The sequence below is a fragment of the Candidatus Phaeomarinobacter ectocarpi genome (assembly GCF_000689395.1).
Taxonomy (GTDB): Bacteria; Pseudomonadota; Alphaproteobacteria; order CGMCC-115125; family CGMCC-115125; genus Pyruvatibacter; species Pyruvatibacter ectocarpi.
Window position 1 is genome coordinate 229,719 of sequence record NZ_HG966617.1, and the last position, 20,923, is coordinate 250,641.

General features: G+C 60.6%; 19 protein-coding genes. 16 read left to right on the forward strand and 3 right to left on the reverse strand.

Annotated elements, in window-relative coordinates:
• Positions 1 to 229 precede the first annotated feature (229 nt).
• The gene (locus BN1012_RS01145; protein WP_043948180.1) at positions 230 to 709 is read right to left on the reverse strand and encodes a TIGR02300 family protein; all 480 of its coding nucleotides are present in this window, start codon (positions 707 to 709) and stop codon (positions 230 to 232) included.
• Positions 710 to 897: 188 nt separating this feature from the next.
• Between BN1012_RS01145 and aroA the strand changes: the two genes are divergently transcribed.
• The 16 genes from aroA (at position 898) to BN1012_RS01225 (ending at position 18,206) form a co-directional block, all read left to right on the forward strand.
• Entirely contained in the window at positions 898 to 2,268 is a 1,371-nt protein-coding gene (aroA, locus tag BN1012_RS01150; protein ID WP_081826140.1) for a 3-phosphoshikimate 1-carboxyvinyltransferase, read from the forward strand.
• Positions 2,269 to 2,279: 11 nt separating this feature from the next.
• A complete protein-coding gene (cmk, locus tag BN1012_RS01155; RefSeq protein ID WP_043948182.1) occupies positions 2,280 to 2,918 on the forward strand; it encodes a (d)CMP kinase in 639 nt (212 codons plus the stop codon).
• Between the two features lie 245 nt (positions 2,919 to 3,163).
• The gene (gene rpsA, locus BN1012_RS01160) at positions 3,164 to 4,873 is read left to right on the forward strand and encodes a 30S ribosomal protein S1 (RefSeq protein WP_043948183.1); all 1,710 of its coding nucleotides are present in this window, start codon (positions 3,164 to 3,166) and stop codon (positions 4,871 to 4,873) included.
• Positions 4,874 to 5,159: 286 nt separating this feature from the next.
• Complete coding sequence (locus BN1012_RS01165; protein ID WP_081826141.1) at positions 5,160 to 5,543, forward strand: integration host factor subunit beta; 384 nt, start codon at positions 5,160 to 5,162, stop codon at positions 5,541 to 5,543.
• A 134-nt stretch (positions 5,544 to 5,677) separates the two neighbouring features.
• A complete protein-coding gene (locus tag BN1012_RS01170; RefSeq protein WP_052534299.1) occupies positions 5,678 to 6,064 on the forward strand; it encodes a lipopolysaccharide assembly protein LapA domain-containing protein in 387 nt (128 codons plus the stop codon).
• A complete protein-coding gene (gene lhpI / locus BN1012_RS01175) occupies positions 6,042 to 7,022 on the forward strand; it encodes a bifunctional Delta(1)-pyrroline-2-carboxylate/Delta(1)-piperideine-2-carboxylate reductase (protein WP_043948184.1) in 981 nt (326 codons plus the stop codon). Before BN1012_RS01170 ends, lhpI begins: the two co-directional genes overlap by 23 nt.
• 245 nt (positions 7,023 to 7,267) lie before the next feature.
• On the forward strand, positions 7,268 to 8,134 hold the full coding sequence (gene tauD / locus BN1012_RS01180; RefSeq protein ID WP_043948185.1) for a taurine dioxygenase: 867 nt from the start codon (positions 7,268 to 7,270) through the stop codon (positions 8,132 to 8,134).
• Between the two features lie 27 nt (positions 8,135 to 8,161).
• Complete coding sequence (locus tag BN1012_RS01185; protein ID WP_043948186.1) at positions 8,162 to 8,617, forward strand: MAPEG family protein; 456 nt, start codon at positions 8,162 to 8,164, stop codon at positions 8,615 to 8,617.
• Positions 8,618 to 8,889: 272 nt separating this feature from the next.
• Positions 8,890 to 11,415, forward strand: a complete 2,526-nt coding sequence (locus BN1012_RS16460) for an alpha/beta hydrolase fold domain-containing protein (RefSeq protein ID WP_052535563.1) — start codon at positions 8,890 to 8,892, stop codon at positions 11,413 to 11,415.
• 73 nt (positions 11,416 to 11,488) lie between these two features.
• A complete protein-coding gene (locus BN1012_RS01195; RefSeq protein ID WP_043948187.1) occupies positions 11,489 to 12,262 on the forward strand; it encodes a hypothetical protein in 774 nt (257 codons plus the stop codon).
• A 70-nt stretch (positions 12,263 to 12,332) separates the two neighbouring features.
• On the forward strand, positions 12,333 to 13,040 hold the full coding sequence (gene pyrF, locus BN1012_RS01200) for an orotidine-5'-phosphate decarboxylase (RefSeq protein WP_043948188.1): 708 nt from the start codon (positions 12,333 to 12,335) through the stop codon (positions 13,038 to 13,040).
• Positions 13,041 to 13,045: 5 nt separating this feature from the next.
• Positions 13,046 to 13,693 carry a phosphoribosylanthranilate isomerase gene (locus BN1012_RS01205; RefSeq protein WP_043948189.1) on the forward strand — a complete coding sequence of 216 codons (648 nt, stop codon included), beginning with the start codon at positions 13,046 to 13,048 and terminating at the stop codon, positions 13,691 to 13,693.
• Positions 13,694 to 13,776: 83 nt separating this feature from the next.
• Positions 13,777 to 15,012, forward strand: coding sequence for a tryptophan synthase subunit beta (gene trpB / locus BN1012_RS01210; protein WP_043948190.1), 1,236 nt, complete (start codon positions 13,777 to 13,779; stop codon positions 15,010 to 15,012).
• 2 nt (positions 15,013 to 15,014) lie between these two features.
• Complete coding sequence (trpA, locus tag BN1012_RS01215) at positions 15,015 to 15,854, forward strand: tryptophan synthase subunit alpha (RefSeq protein ID WP_043948191.1); 840 nt, start codon at positions 15,015 to 15,017, stop codon at positions 15,852 to 15,854.
• Between the two features lie 86 nt (positions 15,855 to 15,940).
• Positions 15,941 to 16,882 (forward strand): acetyl-CoA carboxylase, carboxyltransferase subunit beta, encoded by a 942-nt coding sequence (accD, locus tag BN1012_RS01220; protein WP_043948192.1) that lies wholly within the window; start codon positions 15,941 to 15,943, stop codon positions 16,880 to 16,882.
• A gap of 4 nt (positions 16,883 to 16,886) precedes the next feature.
• Positions 16,887 to 18,206, forward strand: a complete 1,320-nt coding sequence (locus tag BN1012_RS01225) for a bifunctional folylpolyglutamate synthase/dihydrofolate synthase (protein ID WP_043948193.1) — start codon at positions 16,887 to 16,889, stop codon at positions 18,204 to 18,206.
• A gap of 203 nt (positions 18,207 to 18,409) precedes the next feature.
• Here BN1012_RS01225 and BN1012_RS01230 read toward each other — a convergent pair whose 3' ends face one another.
• Entirely contained in the window at positions 18,410 to 20,152 is a 1,743-nt protein-coding gene (locus tag BN1012_RS01230; protein WP_081826142.1) for a WS/DGAT/MGAT family O-acyltransferase, read from the reverse strand.
• 347 nt (positions 20,153 to 20,499) lie between these two features.
• Complete coding sequence (trxA, locus tag BN1012_RS01235; protein WP_043948194.1) at positions 20,500 to 20,820, reverse strand: thioredoxin TrxA; 321 nt, start codon at positions 20,818 to 20,820, stop codon at positions 20,500 to 20,502.
• Positions 20,821 to 20,923: the final 103 nt, after the last annotated feature.

A 20,923-nucleotide genomic window follows, 5' to 3' on the forward strand; every position in this document is an offset into this window, starting at 1 on the left:
GAGCTATGGCCCCGAAAACCATTTTTAGGCGCCGTTCTCTGGCGCGTGCCGCTTTCCGGCACCTGAAGGTCGCACGTGGGGGCGCGACCTTTGTTTCTGCAGACCCGACCGGGCGTGCGAAAGAGGCGGGACATTACTCGGCGTCCCGCCCCATATCAAGCGCAGATTGGCGACGGCCGCAAAGACCCTGCATAGGCCGGTCACCGGCCCCCTTTGAAAAGGCCTGACGCTAGTCGTCGTCGCCCTTGCCGGTGGGGATCACGTCGGACAGATCGTCGTCCTCATCGTCATCATCATCGGAGAGGAACGTGTCCTCGTCGTCATCTTCTTCGAGGTCCGTGTCGATGTCGTCGTCGCCCAGGTCAGGCAGATCTTCGTCGTCATCGTCATCATCATCGTCGCCATCTTCATCAAGCCCGGGCTTGCGCTTGCGAGATGTCTTTTTCTCGCCAGACGCAACCTCATCGAGGCTTTCCGTGCCGTCATCCTCAATTTCGTCCTCGTCGTCCTCAGCCTCGGCCTCTTCCGCAGGCTTTTCAGCCTCGGCAGGCTGAGCCTTCGCCTTGGCGCCACGACGCGGCTTGGGCGGCGCTGCCTGCGGCCACTCGTGTTCGCATTTTGGACAATGGATGGGATCTTTTTTGAAGTCGTAGAACTTTGCCCCGCATTCCGGGCAAATCTGCTTCGTTCCCCATTCGGGCTTTGGCACGGGCAAGCCTCTTTCAGCGTATATTCGTTGCGCAGCGGGTTGTTCCGCTGCATGTAGGTTTTCCCATTGCCACGATCATTCCGGACTGTCAAAAGAGAAATGCGTGCCAACGCAAAATCGAGCCAAATCTTGCACGATTAAGCCCAAACGCGCGTTCCTGTAGGCATTTTTGACGCACCGGCGACCATATGACCGCTTCTTCTTCGCACGGCCATTCTTCTACCCAAGCCATGCCCTGGCGCGCCGCACCGGCAGGCGCCCTCAAGGGCGATGTGCGCGTGCCGGGCGACAAATCCATGTCGCACCGCTCCTTGTTGCTGGGGGCGCTGACCGTTGGTCGCACCACGGTGTCCGGCCTTCTGGAAAGCGACGACGTGCTGGCGACCGCCGGGGCCGTCAACGCCATGGGCGCACAGGCAGTAGACAAGGGCGACGGCAACTGGGAGATCGACGGGGTTGGTATTGGCGGCCTTGCCGAACCGCAGCAGGCGCTGGACTTCGGCAATGCGGGCACCGGCAGCCGGTTGATGATGGGCGTCGTGGCCGGTCACCCGATCACGGCAACCTTCATTGGCGACGCCAGCCTGTCGCGCCGGCCCATGCGCCGGATCACGGATCCACTCAGCCTCATGGGCGCGACCTTTGCCGGACCGCAGGGCGGGACGCTGCCCATCACGGTAACGGGCGCTCAGCCGCCGTTGCCTATTACCTACACGCTGCCGGTTGCTTCCGCACAGGTGAAGTCAGCCGTGCTGCTGGCCGGATTGTCCGCACCCGGACAAACCACCGTGCTGGAGCCGGTGCGCACACGCGACCATACGGAGAACATGCTGCGCGCCTTTGGCTGCGAGGTGGCGGTGGAAGAGGGGCCGCACGGCATTCATGCGGTGCGCGTCACCGGCGAATGCGAACTGACGCCCACCCATGTGGATGTGCCTGCGGACCCATCGTCCGCGGCTTTCCCGCTGGTGGCAGCCCTGTTGATCGACGGATCTGACGTGGTCGCCCGCGACGTGATGGTGAACCCGCTGCGCGCCGGGCTGTTCACCACGCTCAAGGAAATGGGCGCCGACATTACGTTTGAAAACGAGCGCGAAAGCGGGGGCGAGCCCGTCGCTGACATCCGCGCGCGTTTCAGTGCGCTGGAAGGCGTCGAAGTGCCCCCCGAACGTGCTGCCTCGATGATTGATGAATATCCGGTGCTGGCCGTGGCCGCCTCCTTTGCGACCGGCAAGACCGTGATGCGCGGGCTTGAAGAACTGCGCGTCAAGGAAAGCGACCGCATTTCAGCCACCGTGGCCATGCTTGAAGCCTGTGGTGCACAGGTGGAGGAGCTGGAGGACGGCATGATCGTCACGGGCATTGGCGGCGCCATTCCCGGCGGTGGCCATGTGCAGACGGGTCTGGATCACCGCATTGCCATGTCAGGCCTTGTGGCGGGCCTGGCTGCCAAGTCGGCTGTGACAATCGACGATGCGGCGATGATCGCCACCAGCTTTCCGGCCTTCCGCGACCTGATGGTCGGGCTGGGCGCGCAGATATCGCCCACCAATAACTAGAGTATCTTCGAATGAGCGCACTCGTGATTGCCATTGATGGCCCCGCCGCAGCCGGCAAGGGGACCATTGCTAAAGATCTCGCGAGCAAGCTGGATCTGGCCTATCTCGACACGGGCTCTCTTTACAGAGCTGTGGCGCATGCGGTGATCCTGGCGGGTGGTGACCCGGCGGACGATGCAGACGCTGCCAGGGCGGCTGAAACACTTGATATTGAAGCCATCGACCAGACCGCCATCCGCACCCGGGAAGTGGGGACCGCAGCCTCCCTCGTGGCAGCCAAGCCGCAGGTGCGCGCCCAGCTGCTGGAAACCCAGCGCCGCATCGCCAAAAATCCACCCGCCGGCAAGGGCGGGGTGGTGATGGATGGGCGGGACATCGGCACGGTTGTGTGCCCTGACGCAGACGTAAAACTCTTTGTTACGGCCTCTGATGACGCGCGTGCGCATCGGCGGTGGCTGGAACTGGTCAAGTCGGACCCCGAGCTGACCCAGGCACAGGTGCTGGCAGACCTCACCGAAAGGGACCGCCGGGACAGTGAAAGAGCCACGTCGCCCCTGGTGCAGGCTGCGGATGCAACCTTGCTCGACACCACCAATTTGAGTATAGAAGCGGCGATCCAAGCGGCGCTCGATATTGTCGGGCGGCGATAGTCACGTTTCTTAAGGGAGTTGCTCTTAACTAACCGCTGTCTGACGCCACTCATCATATTGCCGTCGCAAGGTGTGAAAGACCCCGAAAAACGGGAGATTTCGCGCCTTTTTTCGTGGGGTACATGCCTCTGAATGATGGGTCAAACAACGATCAAAAAAGCTGCAGTGGGGTTAGCCCCACGCGGAAGACCGCCGGAGACAACCGAGCGGCCCGAAAACATACAATGCTACTGGAGCAACCATTTATGTCTCAAACTGCGGCCGATCCCGGCCTTAACCCGACGACCGACGATTTTGAAGCCCTCCTGATGGAGAGCCTCGAGACCACTCACATGACGGAAGGCTATGTCGTCAAAGGCACGGTCACTGCCATCGAAAACGACATGGCAATCGTGGATGTGGGTCTCAAGACAGAAGGCCGCGTGCCTCTGAAGGAATTTGCAGCCCCCGGCCAGGAACACGGTCTGACGGTTGGTGGTGAAGTGGAGGTCTATCTCGAGCGCGTGGAAAACGCGATGGGTGAAGCCGTCCTCTCCCGCGACAAGGCCCGTCGCGAAGAAGCCTGGGAGCTTCTCGAAAAGGCTTTCGAAAAGAACGAACGCGTCGACGGCCACATCTTTGGTCGCGTCAAAGGCGGCTTCACGGTGGATCTGGGCGGCGCTGTCGCCTTCCTGCCGGGCAGCCAGGTCGATATCCGCCCAGTGCGCGATATCACACCGCTTCTCAACATCACCCAGCCCTTCCAGGTGCTGAAGATGGACCGCCGCCGCGGCAACATCGTGGTGTCCCGCCGTGCCGTGCTTGAAGAAACACGCGCAGTACAGCGTGCGGAACTCGTCGAGAACCTCACCGAAGGTCAGGTCCTCGAAGGCGTGGTCAAGAACATCACCGATTACGGTGCATTCGTGGATCTGGGCGGCGTCGACGGCCTCCTGCACGTCACGGACATTGCGTGGCGTCGCGTGAACCACCCGACAGACGTTCTGTCCATCGGCCAGACGGTCAATGTGCAGGTCATCAAGGTCAACCAGGAAACCCAGCGTATTTCGCTTGGCATGAAGCAGCTTGAGGCTGATCCCTGGGATGGCGTTGCTGCCAAATACCCTGTTGATCTCAAGATCAAGGGCCGCGTGACCAACATCACTGATTACGGCGCGTTCGTTGAGCTGGAACCAGGTGTTGAAGGTCTTGTCCACGTCTCTGAAATGAGCTGGACCAAGAAGAACGTACATCCAGGCAAGATCGTTTCCACTTCTCAGGAAGTCGAAGTGATGGTGCTGGAAGTCGACCCTGTGAAGCGTCGCATCTCGCTTGGTCTCAAGCAGTGCCTCGACAACCCATGGTCATCCTTCCTGGTCAACTTCCCGCAGGGCACTGAAGTTGAAGGCGAGATCAAGAACATCACCGAATTCGGTCTGTTCGTTGGCCTCGACGGCGACGTGGACGGCATGGTCCACCTCTCCGACCTCGACTGGAATCGCTCTGGCGAAGAAGCCATTGCCGACTACACCAAGGGCGACATGGTGAAAGCCACCGTTCTTGACGTGGACCCGGACAAGGAACGCATCTCCCTTGGCATCAAGCAGCTGGGCGGCGATCCCTTCGAAAGCGTTGGCGACATCCGCCGCGGTGAAATCATCACCGTGACGGTCACCAATGTGGAGGAAAACGGTCTTGAAGTGACAGTGGGTGAAGAGCAGTTCACCTCCTACATCCGTCGCTCCGAACTGAGCCGTGATCGCGCTGACCAGCGTCCTGATCGCTACAATGTTGGCGACAAGATTGATGCCCGCGTCACCCAGATCGACAAGGCGTCGCGCCGCGTCTCCCTGTCGATCAAGGCGAAGGAAATCGCTGAAGAGAAGGAGGCCGTCGAACAGTATGGCTCTACCGACTCTGGCGCCTCCCTCGGCGACATTCTGGGTGCAGCCCTCAAGGGCAAAGACGACGACTAGTCGTTTCGCACAGAAAATGACGTTTCGTTCATAGAGCGAAGCTGACAGAAAATCATTGTGGCGGCAGGGAAAACTCCCTGTCGCCATTTTGGTTTTGCGGCCTGGCGCCCCACCGATCAGCGTTAAACCCTGTGCGTCAAAATGACACCGCCGTCATGTTTTCCAGTACGCTCAAGGCTCGAGATGGATAAGCCTTTGAAAATGCTCGCCTTGTTGCGTTCACGCAACTTGACGCCCCCTGCCTCCTCGGGCATCGTTACGGCTTGGCACTAGGGACAAGGGCCGGATGATTAAGTCAGAACTCGTACAGCGGTTGGCGCAGGCCAATCCGCATCTGTATCAACGCGACGTTGAGCGCATCGTCGGCACGATCTTTGAGGAGATTGCGCAGGCGCTGGCCAATGGCGACCGTGTGGAACTGCGTGGCTTCGGCGCGTTTTCCGTCAAGACACGCCCGGCTCGGACCGGCCGCAACCCCCGCACCGGTGAACCGGTGGAAGTGGAAGCGAAGTCCGTACCGTTCTTCAAGACCGGCAAGGAACTGCGCGAACGGCTCAACCGCCGCCCGCTGGGCTCCGATGCGGCGTTGACGGAACAGCCATCAGAAGCCGGTGAGCCGGACAATGATGATGTGCAGGACCTGGCCCCCAATCTGGCTGCCGGCGAATAGCCTTCACGCTTCCTGAATCTGAACATCGCGTCAGCATCCGCTGGCAGTGGTTCAATGCGCGTGGCTGAGGTAACATCCTGCCCCTATTCGCCTGCCATGTTCACAAGACAAACCGTTTGAAAGTGATCTTGTAAGTGACGTTGAAGACCTGGTTCATTCTCCTTCCCTGCGTACTCGTTGGCGTTGTGCTGACCCTGGCCAACATGGTGCCGGTGCAGTTCAGCCTTGATCCCTTCTCATCCACCCGTCCGGCGCTGGCCTTCACCGTGCCGCTGATCGTGGTCATCATGGGTGCCTTTCTGGCAGGGCTTCTGGCCGGTGGCCTTGGGGCGTGGGTTGGCCAGGGCGGACACCGCAAGGGAGAACGTCAGGCCAAGCGCGAATTGAAGCGCGTGCAAAAGCAGCAGGGCGCTGCCAATTCCAACAGCGTTGAAGGCGCAGGAACAGCTCTTGCCGTTGCGGGCGCAACCGCACCGGCCTTATCGGATCAAACGGCAAATGCGTCTCGTCACGGCGGCTGAGATAAATCAGGCCCTGGACGTCCGCTCCTTGATGGAGCGGTTGCGCTCGGCCTTTCGTGACGACATCGCCAACCCGGCACGCACCCTCCACCACATTGAATCAAGCCTTGGCCCCGATGAGCCCGGTGCCGGCGACCTGATGGTCATGCCCGCCTGGGTGCGCGGTACGGCCCGGTCCGGCGATATGAGCGGGCGGCGCGGCTATATCGGCGTCAAGGTCCAATCCGTTTTCCCTGACAATCGCACCAAGGGCATCCCGTCGCTCACGGGCGTCTATGTGCTGATGTCTGGCCGCACGGGCGAGCCATTGGGTCTGCTGGATGCCCCGACCCTGACCGCGTGGCGCACGGCGGCAGCATCTGCCCTGGCCGCTACCTATCTGGCTCGCCAGGACGCTGAACGCCTCTTGGTGGTCGGCAGCGGCGCGCTGGTGCCCCATCTCATCAAGGCCCATGCGGAAGCCCGTCCCATCTGCAACGTGCTGATCTGGAACCGCACACCCGCCACGGCAGAAAAACTCGCCAAACGCCTGACTCGGCCTGATTTGAAGGTCGCCGCCACAACGGACCTGGAAGGTGCTGTGCGCGGCGCGGATGTCATCTGCACGGCCACCGGCAGCACCCAGCCGCTCATCAAGGGAGAGTGGCTGCAGCGCGGCGTCCACCTGGACTGTGTCGGTGGCTACCGGCCGGACATGCGGGAGGTGGATGACGAGGTGGTATCGCGAGCCCGCGTCTTTGTGGATACCCGCACGGGCGCCATGAGCGAGGCAGGCGACATTATCGCCCCCCTTGAGAGCGGCGCAATCACCACTGAAGACATTACAGCTGATCTCCATGATCTGGCCCGTGGCGACAGGGCCGGGCGGCGCTACCACGACCAGATCACCCTGTTTAAGTCGGTTGGTGTCGCGCTGGAGGACCTAGCAGCGGCCACACTCGCGTTTGAGCGGACATAACCCTCTACGTGTCCCCGGACTTGATCCGGGGCCTACTCGCAGATGCCACACATCACAGCGAAAGAGAGTGGACCCCGGATCAAGTCCGGGGACACGTGAGGGTGATTGAATTCCGGGTCATCCAAATCTGAAAATACAAAGCCTGACTCCGCGCTTTTCCCGCGTTATGCTTTTCCCGACACGCTGACGACCGCCACCAAAAGAGCGGCGCAGCTGGAGGAAACTGATGAGGGGAGGCGGGCTTCATGAGCAACGCCATTACGATTGATCGGCTGACACCGACCATTGGCGCGGAAATTTCCGGCGTCGATATGAGCAAGCCGCTGGGCAATGAGACCTTTGCTGCCGTCCATGATGCGCTGATGGCCCACGGGGTCATCTTCTTCCGCGATCAGGACATCACACCGGCGCAGCACAAGGACTTTGCCAGCAAGTTTGGTCACCTGCAGGTGCATCCATTCGCGCCCAATCACAGCGAAGAGCACCCTGAGATCATCGTCATCGAGCATGGTCCAAAGCGCAAACCCGACCTCAACAACTGGCACACCGATGTGACCTTCATGCAGGAGCCGCCGCTGGGCTCCGTGTTGCACGCCAAGATGATGCCGGAAACCGGTGGCGACACCATGTGGGCGAGCATGTATGCCGCCTATGAAGCCCTGTCAGACCGGATGCAGCGCATGCTGGGCGAGCTGACCGCGGTGCATGACTATGAGCACGTGTTCGGCAAGAGCGGCCGGCTGTACCGCAATCAGGCTGATGGCAAGATGCAGTCCGAGCGCGAAAAACATCCGCCTGCGGAGCATCCCGTCATTCGTACGCACCCGGTCACAGGCCGTCAGGGTATTTTCGTGAACTCGAGCTTCACCACCCACATCAAGGACATGAAGCAGAAGGAAAGCGATGCGCTGCTGGCCTTTTTGCATGAGCATGTGAAGCAGGCTGAATTCCAGTGCCGCTTCCGCTGGCAGAAAAACTCCGTTGCCTTCTGGGACAACCGCTGCACCCAGCACTATGCCATTGCAGATTATTTCCCTGAGCACCGTCAGATGCACCGCGTCACCATTGATGGTGACCGGCCCCAGTATCGGTCAGAGCACCGACCCAACTAACTCCCCCACACAAGAAGAGGAAAGATAATGGAAGAACTCATCAACAACGTGACGGCGTCAGCAACCTATTCAGGTGATCTGCTTGCAGCGCTTTATGTCATGGCGGCCTGGACTGCCGTGACGTGGATTCTCATGACCTTCGTGCGCCTGGGCGCCATGAACGAAGCCGGTCTGACACCGGACGATGCCAAGCACACAGACGCGCTGAGTGTCCTGCCGACGCGCCCGCGCCAGATGGCCGACAACTACAACCACCTGTTTGAAGTGCCGGTGATCTTCTACGCCGTGGTGCTGGCCATTCTGGTGAGCGGCCGTGCGGATGAAATCCACATGTATTGCGCCTGGGGCTTTGTCGCCTCGCGCGTCATTCACTCCCTGTGGCAGTGGACCAGCAATGCGGTCGCCATCCGTTTCCCGCTCTTCGCGCTGGGCTGGATTCTGCTCATGGTCATGATCGTCCGCGAATTGCTGGCAGTGCTCTAGTCAGCAGGTCCGCGAAAGCAACAATTGTTGCCCAATATCTCCGGAGTTGCAGGTGGTTGGCACCTGCAACTCCGGGAACCGGGAAGATGCCGATGGTCAGGTAAAGACCACGAGAAAAAAAGACCCTTCCATTTCCAACACCAGTCGCCACCAGGATAAATCGCCCCGCTATGTCAGCGGTCGATGGGTGGGGCTCTGCAAATCGATACGCGCTGGAAATTGCGGCCGGGCACGTTCAAAGTCGCGCAATACGCCAAAGAGGAAACGTCATCATGAAACTGGATCTCGCAAGCACCGCATTTCTGGCGCAACTGGCATCGCTGGGCGCGCCCGGTTTCCATGAGATGGAGCCCGAAGAGGCGCGTCTCGCGGGTGGCCAGATCGCTGAATCCTATCCGCCGGGCCCGGACATGGCATCGGTGCGGGATGAAACCATTACGGGCTCTGATGGTGCCGGGTTCCGGGTGCGCGTCCTCTCTCCCACTGAGACCCCGCGCGCGGCACTCATTTTCTATCACGGCGGCGGCTGGGTGCTGGGCGACATTGATCAGTACGACACGCTGGGCCGCCAACTTGCCAAACGCACAGGGGCTGCCGTCATCCTTGTCGATTATCGCAAGGCCCCTGAGAATCGTTACCCAGCGGCAGCCCATGATGCCTATGACGCGCTGACATGGGTCGACGCCAACATCACGTCCATTGCTGGAAAGCGCGTGCCGATCATCGTGGCGGGCGACAGCGCGGGCGGTAATCTCGCCGCGGTCGTCGCACAGCGGGCAAAGGCTGAGAATGGACCGGACATCTCGCTGCAGCTTCTCGTCTATCCCGTCACCGATGGGGCGATGAACACGCCCGGCTATGCCAACCCGGACAATCAGTTGCTGCTGAATACGCCGCTGATGGAATGGTTCTGGGATCATTACGCGCCGAACAAAAAAGACCGCGAAGAGCCCGGCGCGTCACCTGCGCGTGCAAAGGATCTGTCCGGTCTGCCACCTGCGCTGGTTGTGACCGCAGAATATGACGTGCTGCGCGATGAGGCCGAAGCCTATGGCGAAGCAATGCAGGCAGCGGGCGTCCCCGTCACGATCAAACGCTTTGACCGGCAGATGCACAATTTCTTCGCCATGCCCGGCCTGTTGCCAGCCGCCGCGACAGCGCTTGAATATGTCGGCCAGCAGATCGACCGGCATCTGGCCACATCGAGCGAGGTTGACGCCGTGATCGTCGGCGCTGGTTTTGCGGGCATGTATCAGCTTCACAAGCTGCGCCAGCAGGGCCTGTCGACCCGCGTGATCGAGCGGGCCGATGATGTGGGTGGCACATGGTACTGGAACCGTTATCCCGGCGCCCGTGTGGATATTGAAAGCATGGCGTACTCGTTCTCGTTCGATGAGGAACTTGAACAGGAGTGGACGTGGAAAGAGAAATATTCACCCCAGCCTGAAATTCTTGAATACGCGCAGCATGTGGCCGACCGGTTCGATCTGCGCCGTGACATCACCTTTGAAACCAGCGTCACGCGCGCGCTCTACAATGAAGATACCGCGCGCTGGAATGTCTACACTGACTCAGGCGAGGTGATCTCTGCGCAATATCTGATCATGGCGACAGGGTGTCTGTCTGCAATCAAGACGCCGGATATTCCCGGTGCAGATACGTTCAAGGGCGAGACATACATCACCGGCCTCTGGCCCCATGAGGGCGTTGATTTTTCCGGCAAGAAAGTCGCCGTCATCGGCACAGGCTCCTCCGCCATTCAGGCCATTCCGCACATTGCGGAGCAGGCAGACCAGCTAACGGTGCACCAGCGCACACCGGCCTATTCCATGCCGGCGTTCAACCGCCCGCTGGAAGAAACTGAAATTCAGCAGATGAAGACCACCTATCGCGACTATCGCGAAGCCCAGCGCAATCATCTGGCAGGTATTCCGTATCCTGAGCGTAACCTGATGCCAGCCGCTGCCGAGGGTGACAATGAACGCAAGGCCCGTCTGGAAACGGCATGGGAATCCGGCATCCTCACCGCGCTCACGTCGTCATACATGGACGTGCTCTCCAACCAGGACGCCAATGATCTGGTCTCCGAGTTTGTGCGTGACAAAATTCGTGCCCGTGTGAAAGACCCTGAAACCGCTGAAACGCTGGCCCCTAAGACCTATCCGCTGGGCACCAAGCGCCCCTGTCTCGATACCAATTATTATGAGACCTACAATCGGGACAATGTGCGGCTTGTCGATCTGCACAAGACCCCCATTCAGGAGATCACGCCAACCGGTGTGCGCACCACCAGCGGTGAAGACAGCTATGATGCGATTGTGTTTGCCACGGGCTTTGATGCGATGACGGGTGCGCTGGAGCGCATCGATATTCGCGGGATTAACGACATGGCCCTGAAGGATAAATGGGCCGACGGGCCACACACCTATCTGGGGCTGAGCGTGGCGGGCTTCCCGAACCTGTTCACGATTACGGGCCCGTCCAGCCCCTCAGTGCTCAGCAACATGATCGTCTCGATTGAGCAGCATGTTGACTGGATCAGCGATTGCATCGCGTGGATGCGGGACAATGGTCACACCACCATCGCGGCCACTGAAAAGGCCGAGACGGAATGGGCGATCCACAATGAGCAGGCCGCCAATCTGACGCTCTTTCCCCAGGCCAATTCCTGGTACATCGGCGCCAATGTCCCCGGCAAACCGCGCACCTTCATGGCCTATATTGGCGGCGTGGACGTCTACCGTCACATTTGCGACTCCATAGCGTCAGACAATTATCAGGGGTTTGAAACGGCATAGGGTCCATCAAGACTGTGATCCTTGGAACCGGCTGGCGCGTATCCGTGTTATGCCTGTTCCGGGAGAACACACAATGTCAGACACACGCCGCCAGCTACTCAATGTCATCACGGCTATTTCGCAGGCCGCCGTTCCCGCCATGCCGGCCCTTGGCATCGGCATAAGTGTCGGCGCGCGCGATGGGGCGGCGTCACCTCTGGAAGTGCCGGCGGGCTATGCGTTTTCCATCTGGGGTCTCATTTTTCTGTTGGGCCTGATCTACGCCGTGCAGCAGGCGCTGCCATCAGCAAGACAGTCCTCCCTCTATCGCGACATAGGCAGCGGCGCCTGGATGCTGTTTGGCCTCTCCACCGCGTGGATGGTGGTGGCGCAGCTGAATGGGCCAAACGCCGTGCTCGCCACAATCATCGTGGTGATGCTGGTCATCGCCATCCGCATCATCCTTGCCGCATGGGACAATCGCGGAGACACGGGGCGCACGGTCGTGCTGCCGCTCTTCGGGCTCTATGCAGGCTGGCTGACACTGGCAACCGCGCTCAACGTGTCCGGTGTGCTGCGCGACTTCGGATTTGCCCCGTTCGATCTGCCGGACTGGCAATATGCGTCGCTCGTCCTGCTGGCGGCGGCCCTCGTCGCCATCCCGGTCCTGATGCGTGTCCGCGGATTGATCTGGTATGCCGCTGCCGCCATCTGGGGCCTTGTGGCCGTTGCGGTGAAAGACATCCCCATGGGCGCACCGGAAGCCTATGTGGGCTACCTCGCTGCCGTCATTGCCACCGTGCTCCTGCTCGTTTCGGCCAACTATCAGCGGGCCAAACACCGAGAACCTCCCTATCCGTTCGTTTGATTTGTGAGCGCATAGCAGCCCTTCAGCGAGAGGTTGGGAGCGTGCCTCGTGTGCTGCTATAAAGCGGCCCATGAGCACATTTGAGAATCCAGTTTTCTGCGCCCTCGACACACCCTCACCGGACAAGGCGGCAAAGCTCGCCCGCGACGTGGGCACGGCCGTTGGCGGTCTCAAGCTCGGGCTTGAGTTCTTCATGGCTGCGGGACCACAAGGCTTTGCCCAGGTCGCCAAGGAAGGCCGTCCGATCTTCCTTGATCTCAAGCTGCACGACATTCCCAACACCGTGGCAGGTGCCGTGCGCTCGCTGCTTCCTCTGAAGCCCGCCATCCTCAACGTGCATGCGCAAGGTGGCCTCGCCATGATGAAGGCAGCCAAGGCAGCCGCAGACGAAGCGCCCGACGGTGGCCGTCCCATCATGATCGGCGTCACCATGATGACCAGCCTTGATCAGTCCGATCTCGAACGCCAGGGCAACCGGCTGGCGACAACAGACTATGTGCGCCGCCTTGCCGAGCAGACGGCGGAAGCAGGCCTTGAAGGTGTTGTGTGCTCCGCGCTCGAGATTGAAACGCTCCGCGCCGACCTTGGCCCTGACTTCAAGCTGATTGTGCCGGGCATCCGTCCTGCGGGCGCAGACATTGGCGACCAGAAGCGGGTGATGACGCCCGCTGAGGCGCGTGATCTGGGTGCGGACATTCTGGTGATCGGCCGCCCGATTACCGCTGCGGACGACGCAGGCGCGGCCGCCCGCGCCATCGCCGCTGATCTGGGGCTTTAGGGATCATGTCGTCGCTTACCATCAAGATCTGCGGATTGACCACACCCGAAGCGGTGGACGCGGTGAACGACATCGAGGCGGATATGGCCGGCCTCAACTTCTTTGAAAAAAGCCCCCGCTATGTGACGCCGCAGCGCGCCTGCGATCTGGCGGCGGCCCTCAAGCCTTCGGTCCAGTCCGTCGCGCTGGTGGTGGATGCCCATGACGATGAGCTGGACACGATCGTGGCTGGCGCATCGCCGAACATCATTCAGGTGCATGGACGCGAGACGCCCGAACGCGTGGCCCAGATCAAGGCCCGCTTCGGTCTGCCGGTCATCAAGGTGCTGCCGGTCAACGGCGCTGAAGACATCGAAAAGGCCCGTCTTTACGAAGACGCCGCCGATTGGTTGCTGTTTGACGCCAAACCCCCTAAATCACTCGCTAATGCCTTGCCCGGCGGCAATGGTCTGGTCTTTGACTGGCGCCTGCTGACGGGGTTCACGAGCCGGTGCCCGTGGATGCTCTCAGGCGGCCTGAATGCCGACAATGTGGCCGAGGCGATCCGGATTTCCGGGGCCAAGGCGATTGACGTCGCGTCCGGCGTTGAGAGCGCACCAGGCGTCAAGGATCCCCAGCGGATCAAGGAATTTGCGGCTGCAGCCCGCGCGTAAGCGTGGCGCGGTCAAAGCGTCCGCGCGTAAGCGTGGCGCGGCCAGAAGCTTCGCGCATACGCGGAGTGTGAAAGGATTTTGCCGTGAGCGGTTCAAACTCACCTGCGGAGACACCCAACTCGTTCAAGACGGGTCCCGATGAGCAGGGCCATTTCGGTCTCTATGGCGGACGCTTCGTAGCCGAAACCCTGATGCCGAATGTGCTGGCGTTGGACAAGGCCTATCGCGCCGCCAAGAAGGATCCGACCTTCGACGCGGAGCTGGTGGACTTTCAGCAGCACTACACCGGTCGCCCAAGCCCGCTGTATTACGCGGAGCGCCTGACCGAGCATCTGGGCGGCGCAAAGATTTACTTCAAGCGCGACGAACTGAACCACACCGGCAGCCACAAGATCAACAACTGCCTGGGGCAGATCCTGCTCGCCAAGCGCATGGGCAAAACTCGCATCATTGCAGAAACCGGGGCAGGCCAGCACGGCGTGGCGACAGCCACCGTTGCGGCCCGCTTTGGCCTTCCGTGTACGGTCTATATGGGGGCAACCGACATTGAGCGGCAGGCACCTAATGTGTTCCGCATGAAGCTGCTGGGCGCTGAAGTCGTTCCCGTGACATCTGGCACGGGCACCCTCAAGGACGCCATGAACGAGGCCCTGCGCGACTGGGTTACCAATGTGGAAGACACGTTCTACATCATCGGCACGGTCGCAGGCCCGCATCCCTATCCCGAGCTCGTGCGCGACTTCCAGTCGATTATCGGCAAGGAAGTCCGTGCCCAGATGATGGAGCGCGAAGGCCGCCTGCCGGATTCGCTCATTGCCTGCATCGGCGGTGGGTCCAACGCCATGGGGCTGTTCTATGAATTCCTCGATGAGCCGGACGTGGATATTTACGGCGTGGAAGCGGCAGGCCACGGGCTTGATAAGCCCGGAGAGCACGCAGCATCCCTGACTGGTGGGTCGCCCGGCGTGCTGCACGGTAACCGGACCTATCTGCTGCAGGACGACGACGGCCAGATCATTGAAGGCCACTCGATTTCGGCAGGCCTTGATTATCCCGGCATCGGTCCTGAGCATTCCTGGCTCAAGGATTCAGGGCGGGTGACCTATCTGTCCACAACCGACAATGAGGCGCTGGAAGCGTTCCAGCTGTGCACGCGGCTGGAAGGCATCATACCCGCTCTTGAGCCGTCGCATGCCCTGGCGCGGGTGACGGAACTCGCACCCACGCTGCCCAAGGACCATTTGATGGTGATGAATCTGTGCGGCCGTGGCGACAAGGACGTGTTCGCCGTCGCTGGCTATCTGGGCGTGGAGCTCTAGGCATGACCCATACTCCTTCCCAGAAGACACGCATCGACACACGCTTTGCCGAACTCAAGGCACAGGGCAAGAAAGCCTTTGTCGGCTATGTCACCGCTGGTGATCCCGACGCTGATACATCGTTGAAGATCGTCAAGGGTCTGCCCGATGCAGGCGTCGACATCATAGAGCTTGGCATGCCGTTCTCTGATCCCATGGCCGATGGCCCTGCCATTCAGGCCGGTGGTCTGCGGGCGCTCAATGCAGGCGCGACCATGATCAAGACGCTTGACCTGGTGCGGGCGTTCCGCGCCGACGATGACACGACACCGATCGTGCTGATGGGCTACTACAACCCCATCTACATCTACGGCGTCGACAAGTTTCTGGTTGATGCCAAGGAAGCCGGTGTGGATGGTCTCATCGTGGTGGATCTGCCGCCAGAAGAAGATGAAGAGCTGTGCATCCCTGCGACCAAGGCGGGCGTGAACTTCATCCGGCTGGCCACACCGACAACGGACGCAAAGCGTCTGCCTGCCGTGCTCGCGAACACATCAGGTTTTGTCTATTACGTATCGATCACCGGCATTACCGGGTCAGCGTCAGCGCAGGTTGAAAAAGTTGCGTCAGCCGTGAGCGGTATCACCGGATCAACAGACCTGCCGGTTGTGGTGGGCTTTGGCATCAAGTCGCCGGAGCAGGCCCGCGATATGGCGAGTGTTGCCGACGGCGCAGTGGTGGGCTCGGCCTTTGTGGACTGCATTGCCTCCACGCTGGATGCTGATGGCCGCCCCACCGATGAAACCGTACCCAAGATTCTGGCCTTGGCGGCGGAACTGGCCGCAGGGGCCCACGCAGCGTAGACTGCTCAACAGCATGATTTGGCCTGATTTTGCCCCCATAAACGGCAGGATACGGGCACACAGAGAACGGACCTGAGGAAAACGACATGAGCTGGCTTGAAAATGTGGTGCGACCCAAAATCCGCACCTTCCTTTCGGCAAAGCGCGATACGCCGGAAAACCTCTGGCACAAGTGCAAGAACTGCGGCGAGATGATTTTCCATCGTGACCTGGAGGAGAACCTTCATGTCTGCACCAATTGCGGTCATCACGGGCGCCTGCGCGCCAAGGCCCGTCTGGACAATCTGTTTGACGGCGGCACCTGGGAAAAAATCGACAACCCGGAAGTGCCAGCCGATCCGCTCAAGTTTCGCGATCAGCGCAAATACACCGATCGCCTGAAAGAGGCGCGCACCAAGACCGGCGAAGAAGATGCGATGACCATCGCCCTGGGCGCGATCAGCGGACAGAACGCGGTCGTGCTGGTTCAGGATTTCGCCTTCATGGGCGGATCCCTGGGCATGGCGGCAGGCGAAAGCATCGTGAAGGGGGCGGAGCTTGCGGTTGAACGCCGGGCCCCGCTCATCCTGTTTGCCGCTGCCGGTGGCGCGCGCATGCAGGAAGGCATTCTGTCTCTCATGCAGATGCCACGCTCGACGGTGGCCGTGCAGATGGTGCGCGAAGCAGGCCTGCCATACATCGTGGTGATGACTGACCCGACCACCGGCGGCGTGACCGCGTCCTACGCCATGCTGGGCGACGTGCATATTGCAGAGCCCGGTGCGCTCATCGGCTTTGCCGGTCCGCGTGTGATTGAACAGACCATCCGTGAAAAACTGCCTGAGGGCTTCCAGCGCGCTGAGTATCTGCTGGAGCACGGCATGGTCGACATGGTGGTGAAGCGCGGCGACATGCGCGACACCCTGGCAAAACTGATTTCCCTGCTGATGATCGAACCTGCAACAGCCCCAACTGCCCAGGCAATGCCTCAGGGCACGGCGCCGGTTCCTTACGAGGCAGGCGCTGCGACCGCTGCCGGCGCTGAATAGCAACGTGTCCGCGAAGACCCTCCCCCAGCGCCAGTCAAGCGATGCGATCCTTGATCGGCTGACGGGGCTGCATCCCAAACTCATCGACCTGTCTTTGGGCCGTCTTGAGCGGCTGCTCGGTGCTCTGGGTAATCCGCACCTGCACATTCCACCGGTCATTCATGTGGCCGGGACCAATGGCAAAGGCTCGGTCGTGGCCTATCTGCGGGCGATGTTTGAGGCGCAGGGCCTGCGGGTGCACACCTATACATCACCGCATCTGGTCAAGTTCCACGAGCGCATTCGCGTGCCGGACCCAACCGGCAAAAGTGCGCCGGTCTCCGAAGATGAGTTGATCCGCCTGCTGAGTGATTGCGAAGCGGCCAATGACGGCGGCGACATCACGTTCTTCGAGATTACCACGGCGGCAGCCTTTCTGGCGTTCTCCCGCATACCGGCAGATGTGACGTTGCTGGAGGTCGGGCTTGGCGGGCGCTTTGATGCCACGAATGTCATCGAGACGCCGCGGGCCTGCGTCATCACGCCGGTTTCCCTCGATCATCAAAGTTTTCTTGGCGACACGGTGGGCGAGATCGCCGGAGAGAAAGCCGGTATTCTCAAGCACGGCGTGCCTGCCATTGTTGCTCCGCAGGTGGACGAAGCCCTTGAGGTGATTGAAGGCGAAGCCGCACGGCTGGAAGTGCCGCTGGCGCGCTTTGGCCAGGAATTCACAGCCTTTGAAGAACACGGTCGATTGGTATTTCAGGACACAACCGGCCTGCTGGACCTGCCGCTTCCCGGCCTGCGCGGACGCCACCAGATTGCCAATGCGGCAACCGCCGTTGCTACGGCACGTGCCTTTGGCGGGCTGGATGAAACAGCGATAGGCAACGGACTAAAGCAGGTTGAATGGCCCGCGCGCATGCAGCGCCTGTCCTCTGGCGCTCTGGCCGACAAGGCACCCGGTGCAGAACTGTGGCTGGACGGGGGGCACAATCCCGCAGCATCAAGGGCTATCGCAGAGACACTGGCGGACCTTGAAGACAAGAACCCGCGCCCCCTGGTGTTGATCAGCGGCATGATGGACTCAAAAGATACCGGCGGCTTCTTTGAAGCGTTTGATGGACTGGCCTCCACGGTGCTGACAGTGGGTATTCCCGGTCAGACCAATGGCCGCCCGGCGGACGACGTGGCGCAGATGGCGCGCGAGGCCGGCCTTGAGGCGGTCTCCATGCCTGACATCGAGACCGCGCTGGAGCGGGCGTCTGTCATATCGCCGCCACCCCGGATCGTGATCTGCGGGTCGCTCTATCTCGCGGGCGAAGTCTTGGCGCGGAACACCTAGGGAGACCCGTATCCCCGGACTTGGTGATCCTTTAGTCCTCCGGCTTGACCGGAGGGCGGGGTCCACCCTCATTTGCTGCGGTTTACTGCCTCTGCGAGTAGGCTCCGGGTCAAGTCCGGAGATGCGGGGTGGGTTACGTGAAAACAAAAAGGGTCACCGCAGTCTTGCGGTGGCCCTTTTGTTTCTCGCAGATCGCGTGAGACTTATTCGGCGGCCTGCAGCGAAACCACCTTGCCGTCATCGGTCAGCCGCTCGCCTTTGGGGTCTGCGCTTTTCTTTGCGGGCTTCTTGGCCGCCGCCTTGGCTTTTGCCTTAGACGTTGTCTTGCGCTTGGCCTTGGTTTTCGTCTTGGCCTTCGCCTTCGCCTTCGTTTTGGCTTTTGCCTTCGTTGCGGTCTTGGCCTTGGAGACAGTGGTGCCATCCCGCTCGCTCAGGCTTGCGTCAGACTGATGTGCAGGCACCGCAGAGCGTGACAGGGAGGCCCGCTTCTTGGGGGCAGCCTTCATGGCCTTCTTGAAGGCCGGAGACGCTGCGCGCTTCTTGGCGGCAGCCATCAACTCGTCGAAGCTTTCTTGGATGCAATCAGCAAAGAAGCTCGGATCCGGGATCATCTCGCGGCATGACGTCAGGGAGATGGTGATCTGACCGCCATAGCTGAATACCGGCATGATGAGGCCCATGCCATCGAGGATCGGGCCGGTCCCAAACTGTGTGACCAGACGCGCGCCGGTCATGTAGAGCGGCACATTGGGGCCGGGCACATTGGTGATGACGCAGTTCATCGGCAGCTTCATCCGGTTGGCGAGGCCAAGACCGGTGTAAAGACGCGCCGCCATGCCCGCTGTCGTGGAGGGAATGAACTGGGTGTAGTCCGTCATCGTCTTGGCGCCAACGGCGTTGGTCAGTTCCTTGGAGTTGGTGGTGTGTTCAAACACCGTCTCAAGGCGCTTCATCGGTTCTTCGATGTCAGTACCGATGGCCACCGTCATGGCAGACACCTGGTTGCCGGCAGATTTCTGCTTGTCCGGTGACCGGACGGAAATCGGCGTCATGGCGACCAGTGAATCGCCGGGAAGCTCTTCCTTGTCCGCCAGATATTTGCGCAGGGCACCGCCGCATACCGTCAGCACCACATCGTTGATGGTGGCACCAGGCACAGTCGTGCGGATGAACTTCAGATCATCAATGGCAAAGCTGCGGCCATCAAAGACCCGGTGCGGCGAGACGCAGCCATTGAAGCGGGTACGTGGCACGGGGCCTGACGACTTGAGATCACCCGTCGACATTTTGAGGCCAGCGCGGGCGAGCGCCGGCACGGAGCGGGCAACCACATTGGCAAGACGGAAAGGCTGAACCGCCGTGTGACCGGCCGTGCGGGCCAGAAGTTCCATGGCCAGCGGTTCACGCTCGGGCACCCATGGCTCCTTGGGCGGCGCTGGCTTGGCATCCGGCTTCAGGTCATGGATGGCCGCAACCATTTCAGCACCGGACACACCGTCAATAATGGCGTGGTGCACCTTGGACAGGATCGCGAAGGATCCTTTGGGGATGCCTTCCACATTGTCGAGGCCTTCAATCACGTAGAATTCCCACAGGGGTCGGTTGGTATCGAGCGCGCGCGAATGCAGGCGCGACGCCTGAATGCACAGCTGGCGCCAGTCACCGGGGTGCGGCAGCGCGATATGGCGAACGTGGAACTCGATGTCGAAGTCCGGATCCTCAAACCAGTAGGGATGATCCAGATTGGCTGGCACGAAAGCCAGGCGCTGACGGAAGGCGCGCGACATATGCAGGCGCGCCTCGTAGTTCTTCAGAATTTCCTTGAAACCAAGCACGCCGCCCTCGACGGTGGATTGGTCGTAAATGGCCACTGAGCCGATGTGCATGGGCGCATTCTTCGTCTCAAAATACAGAAACGAGGCGTCCATTCCGCTGAGTTGTTCCATCGCGCGTACTCCCCTTTAATTCATTGGGATAACTTCACCACACTAAGGCGGCGGGGCAAAGCGCTGATACGCAGGCGCGGTGCAGATTGGCACTTTTGAAGGGAATAAAAAGACGCAACGCATACAACGCGCTAGCACCTCGATCACGAATGACCCACAAGTCCCTCAGTTGCGCCGGATATAGACCGCATGCGGACTTTCGAGCAAGTTAACCGTGCCATGCATTTTTGCACTGCAGCATCAGGCGTCATGTCCGGCGCGAGGGTGTGTGCAAACAAAAACCGGCGGCCCATAGGACCGCCGGCTGCAGACACTTTGTCAGTCTGATTGTTCGTCAGTTCTGAGGCTTAGATCGACTCTTCGATCCACTCTGAAATCTTGCTCTTGGGCAGGGCGCCAACCTTGGTGGCTGCCACCTGACCGTCCTTGAAGATCATCAAGGTCGGGATACCGCGCACGCCGTATTTTGTCGGCACGTTGGGGTTCTCGTCGATGTTGATCTTGGCAATGGTCAGCTTTTCGCCGAGCTCGCCCGCAATCTCTTCAAGAGCCGGTCCGATCTGTTTGCAGGGGCCGCACCACTCAGCCCAGAAGTCCACAAGGACGGGGCCGGACGCGTCAATCACATCGCCTTCAAAACTGTCGTCAGTCACTTTGGTTGTAGACATGCGACGTCTCCTAATACTCATGGGACCGTACACGGGGGTGTGCAGATATCCCGAAATGAAAGGCAGGTTGCGGCTCACGTTGCTGTTCACAAGGTGAATCGCG

Bases quoted from the DNA above. Each gene is read 5' to 3' on its own strand.
- aroA (WP_081826140.1), top strand. From the start codon at position 898: ATGACCGCTTCTTCTTCGCACGGCCATTCTTCTACCCAAGCCATGCCC.
- cmk (WP_043948182.1), top strand. From the start codon at position 2,280: ATGAGCGCACTCGTGATTGCCATTGATGGCCCCGCCGCAGCCGGCAAG.
- rpsA (WP_043948183.1), top strand. From the start codon at position 3,164: ATGTCTCAAACTGCGGCCGATCCCGGCCTTAACCCGACGACCGACGAT.
- BN1012_RS01165 (WP_081826141.1), top strand. From the start codon at position 5,160: ATGATTAAGTCAGAACTCGTACAGCGGTTGGCGCAGGCCAATCCGCAT.
- lhpI (WP_043948184.1), top strand. From the start codon at position 6,042: ATGCGTCTCGTCACGGCGGCTGAGATAAATCAGGCCCTGGACGTCCGC.
- tauD (WP_043948185.1), top strand. From the start codon at position 7,268: ATGAGCAACGCCATTACGATTGATCGGCTGACACCGACCATTGGCGCG.
- BN1012_RS01185 (WP_043948186.1), top strand. From the start codon at position 8,162: ATGGAAGAACTCATCAACAACGTGACGGCGTCAGCAACCTATTCAGGT.
- BN1012_RS16460 (WP_052535563.1), top strand. From the start codon at position 8,890: ATGAAACTGGATCTCGCAAGCACCGCATTTCTGGCGCAACTGGCATCG.
- BN1012_RS01195 (WP_043948187.1), top strand. From the start codon at position 11,489: ATGTCAGACACACGCCGCCAGCTACTCAATGTCATCACGGCTATTTCG.
- pyrF (WP_043948188.1), top strand. From the start codon at position 12,333: ATGAGCACATTTGAGAATCCAGTTTTCTGCGCCCTCGACACACCCTCA.
- BN1012_RS01205 (WP_043948189.1), top strand. From the start codon at position 13,046: ATGTCGTCGCTTACCATCAAGATCTGCGGATTGACCACACCCGAAGCG.
- trpA (WP_043948191.1), top strand. From the start codon at position 15,015: ATGACCCATACTCCTTCCCAGAAGACACGCATCGACACACGCTTTGCC.
- accD (WP_043948192.1), top strand. From the start codon at position 15,941: ATGAGCTGGCTTGAAAATGTGGTGCGACCCAAAATCCGCACCTTCCTT.
- BN1012_RS01230 (WP_081826142.1), bottom strand. From the start codon at position 20,152: ATGGAACAACTCAGCGGAATGGACGCCTCGTTTCTGTATTTTGAGACG.
- trxA (WP_043948194.1), bottom strand. From the start codon at position 20,820: ATGTCTACAACCAAAGTGACTGACGACAGTTTTGAAGGCGATGTGATT.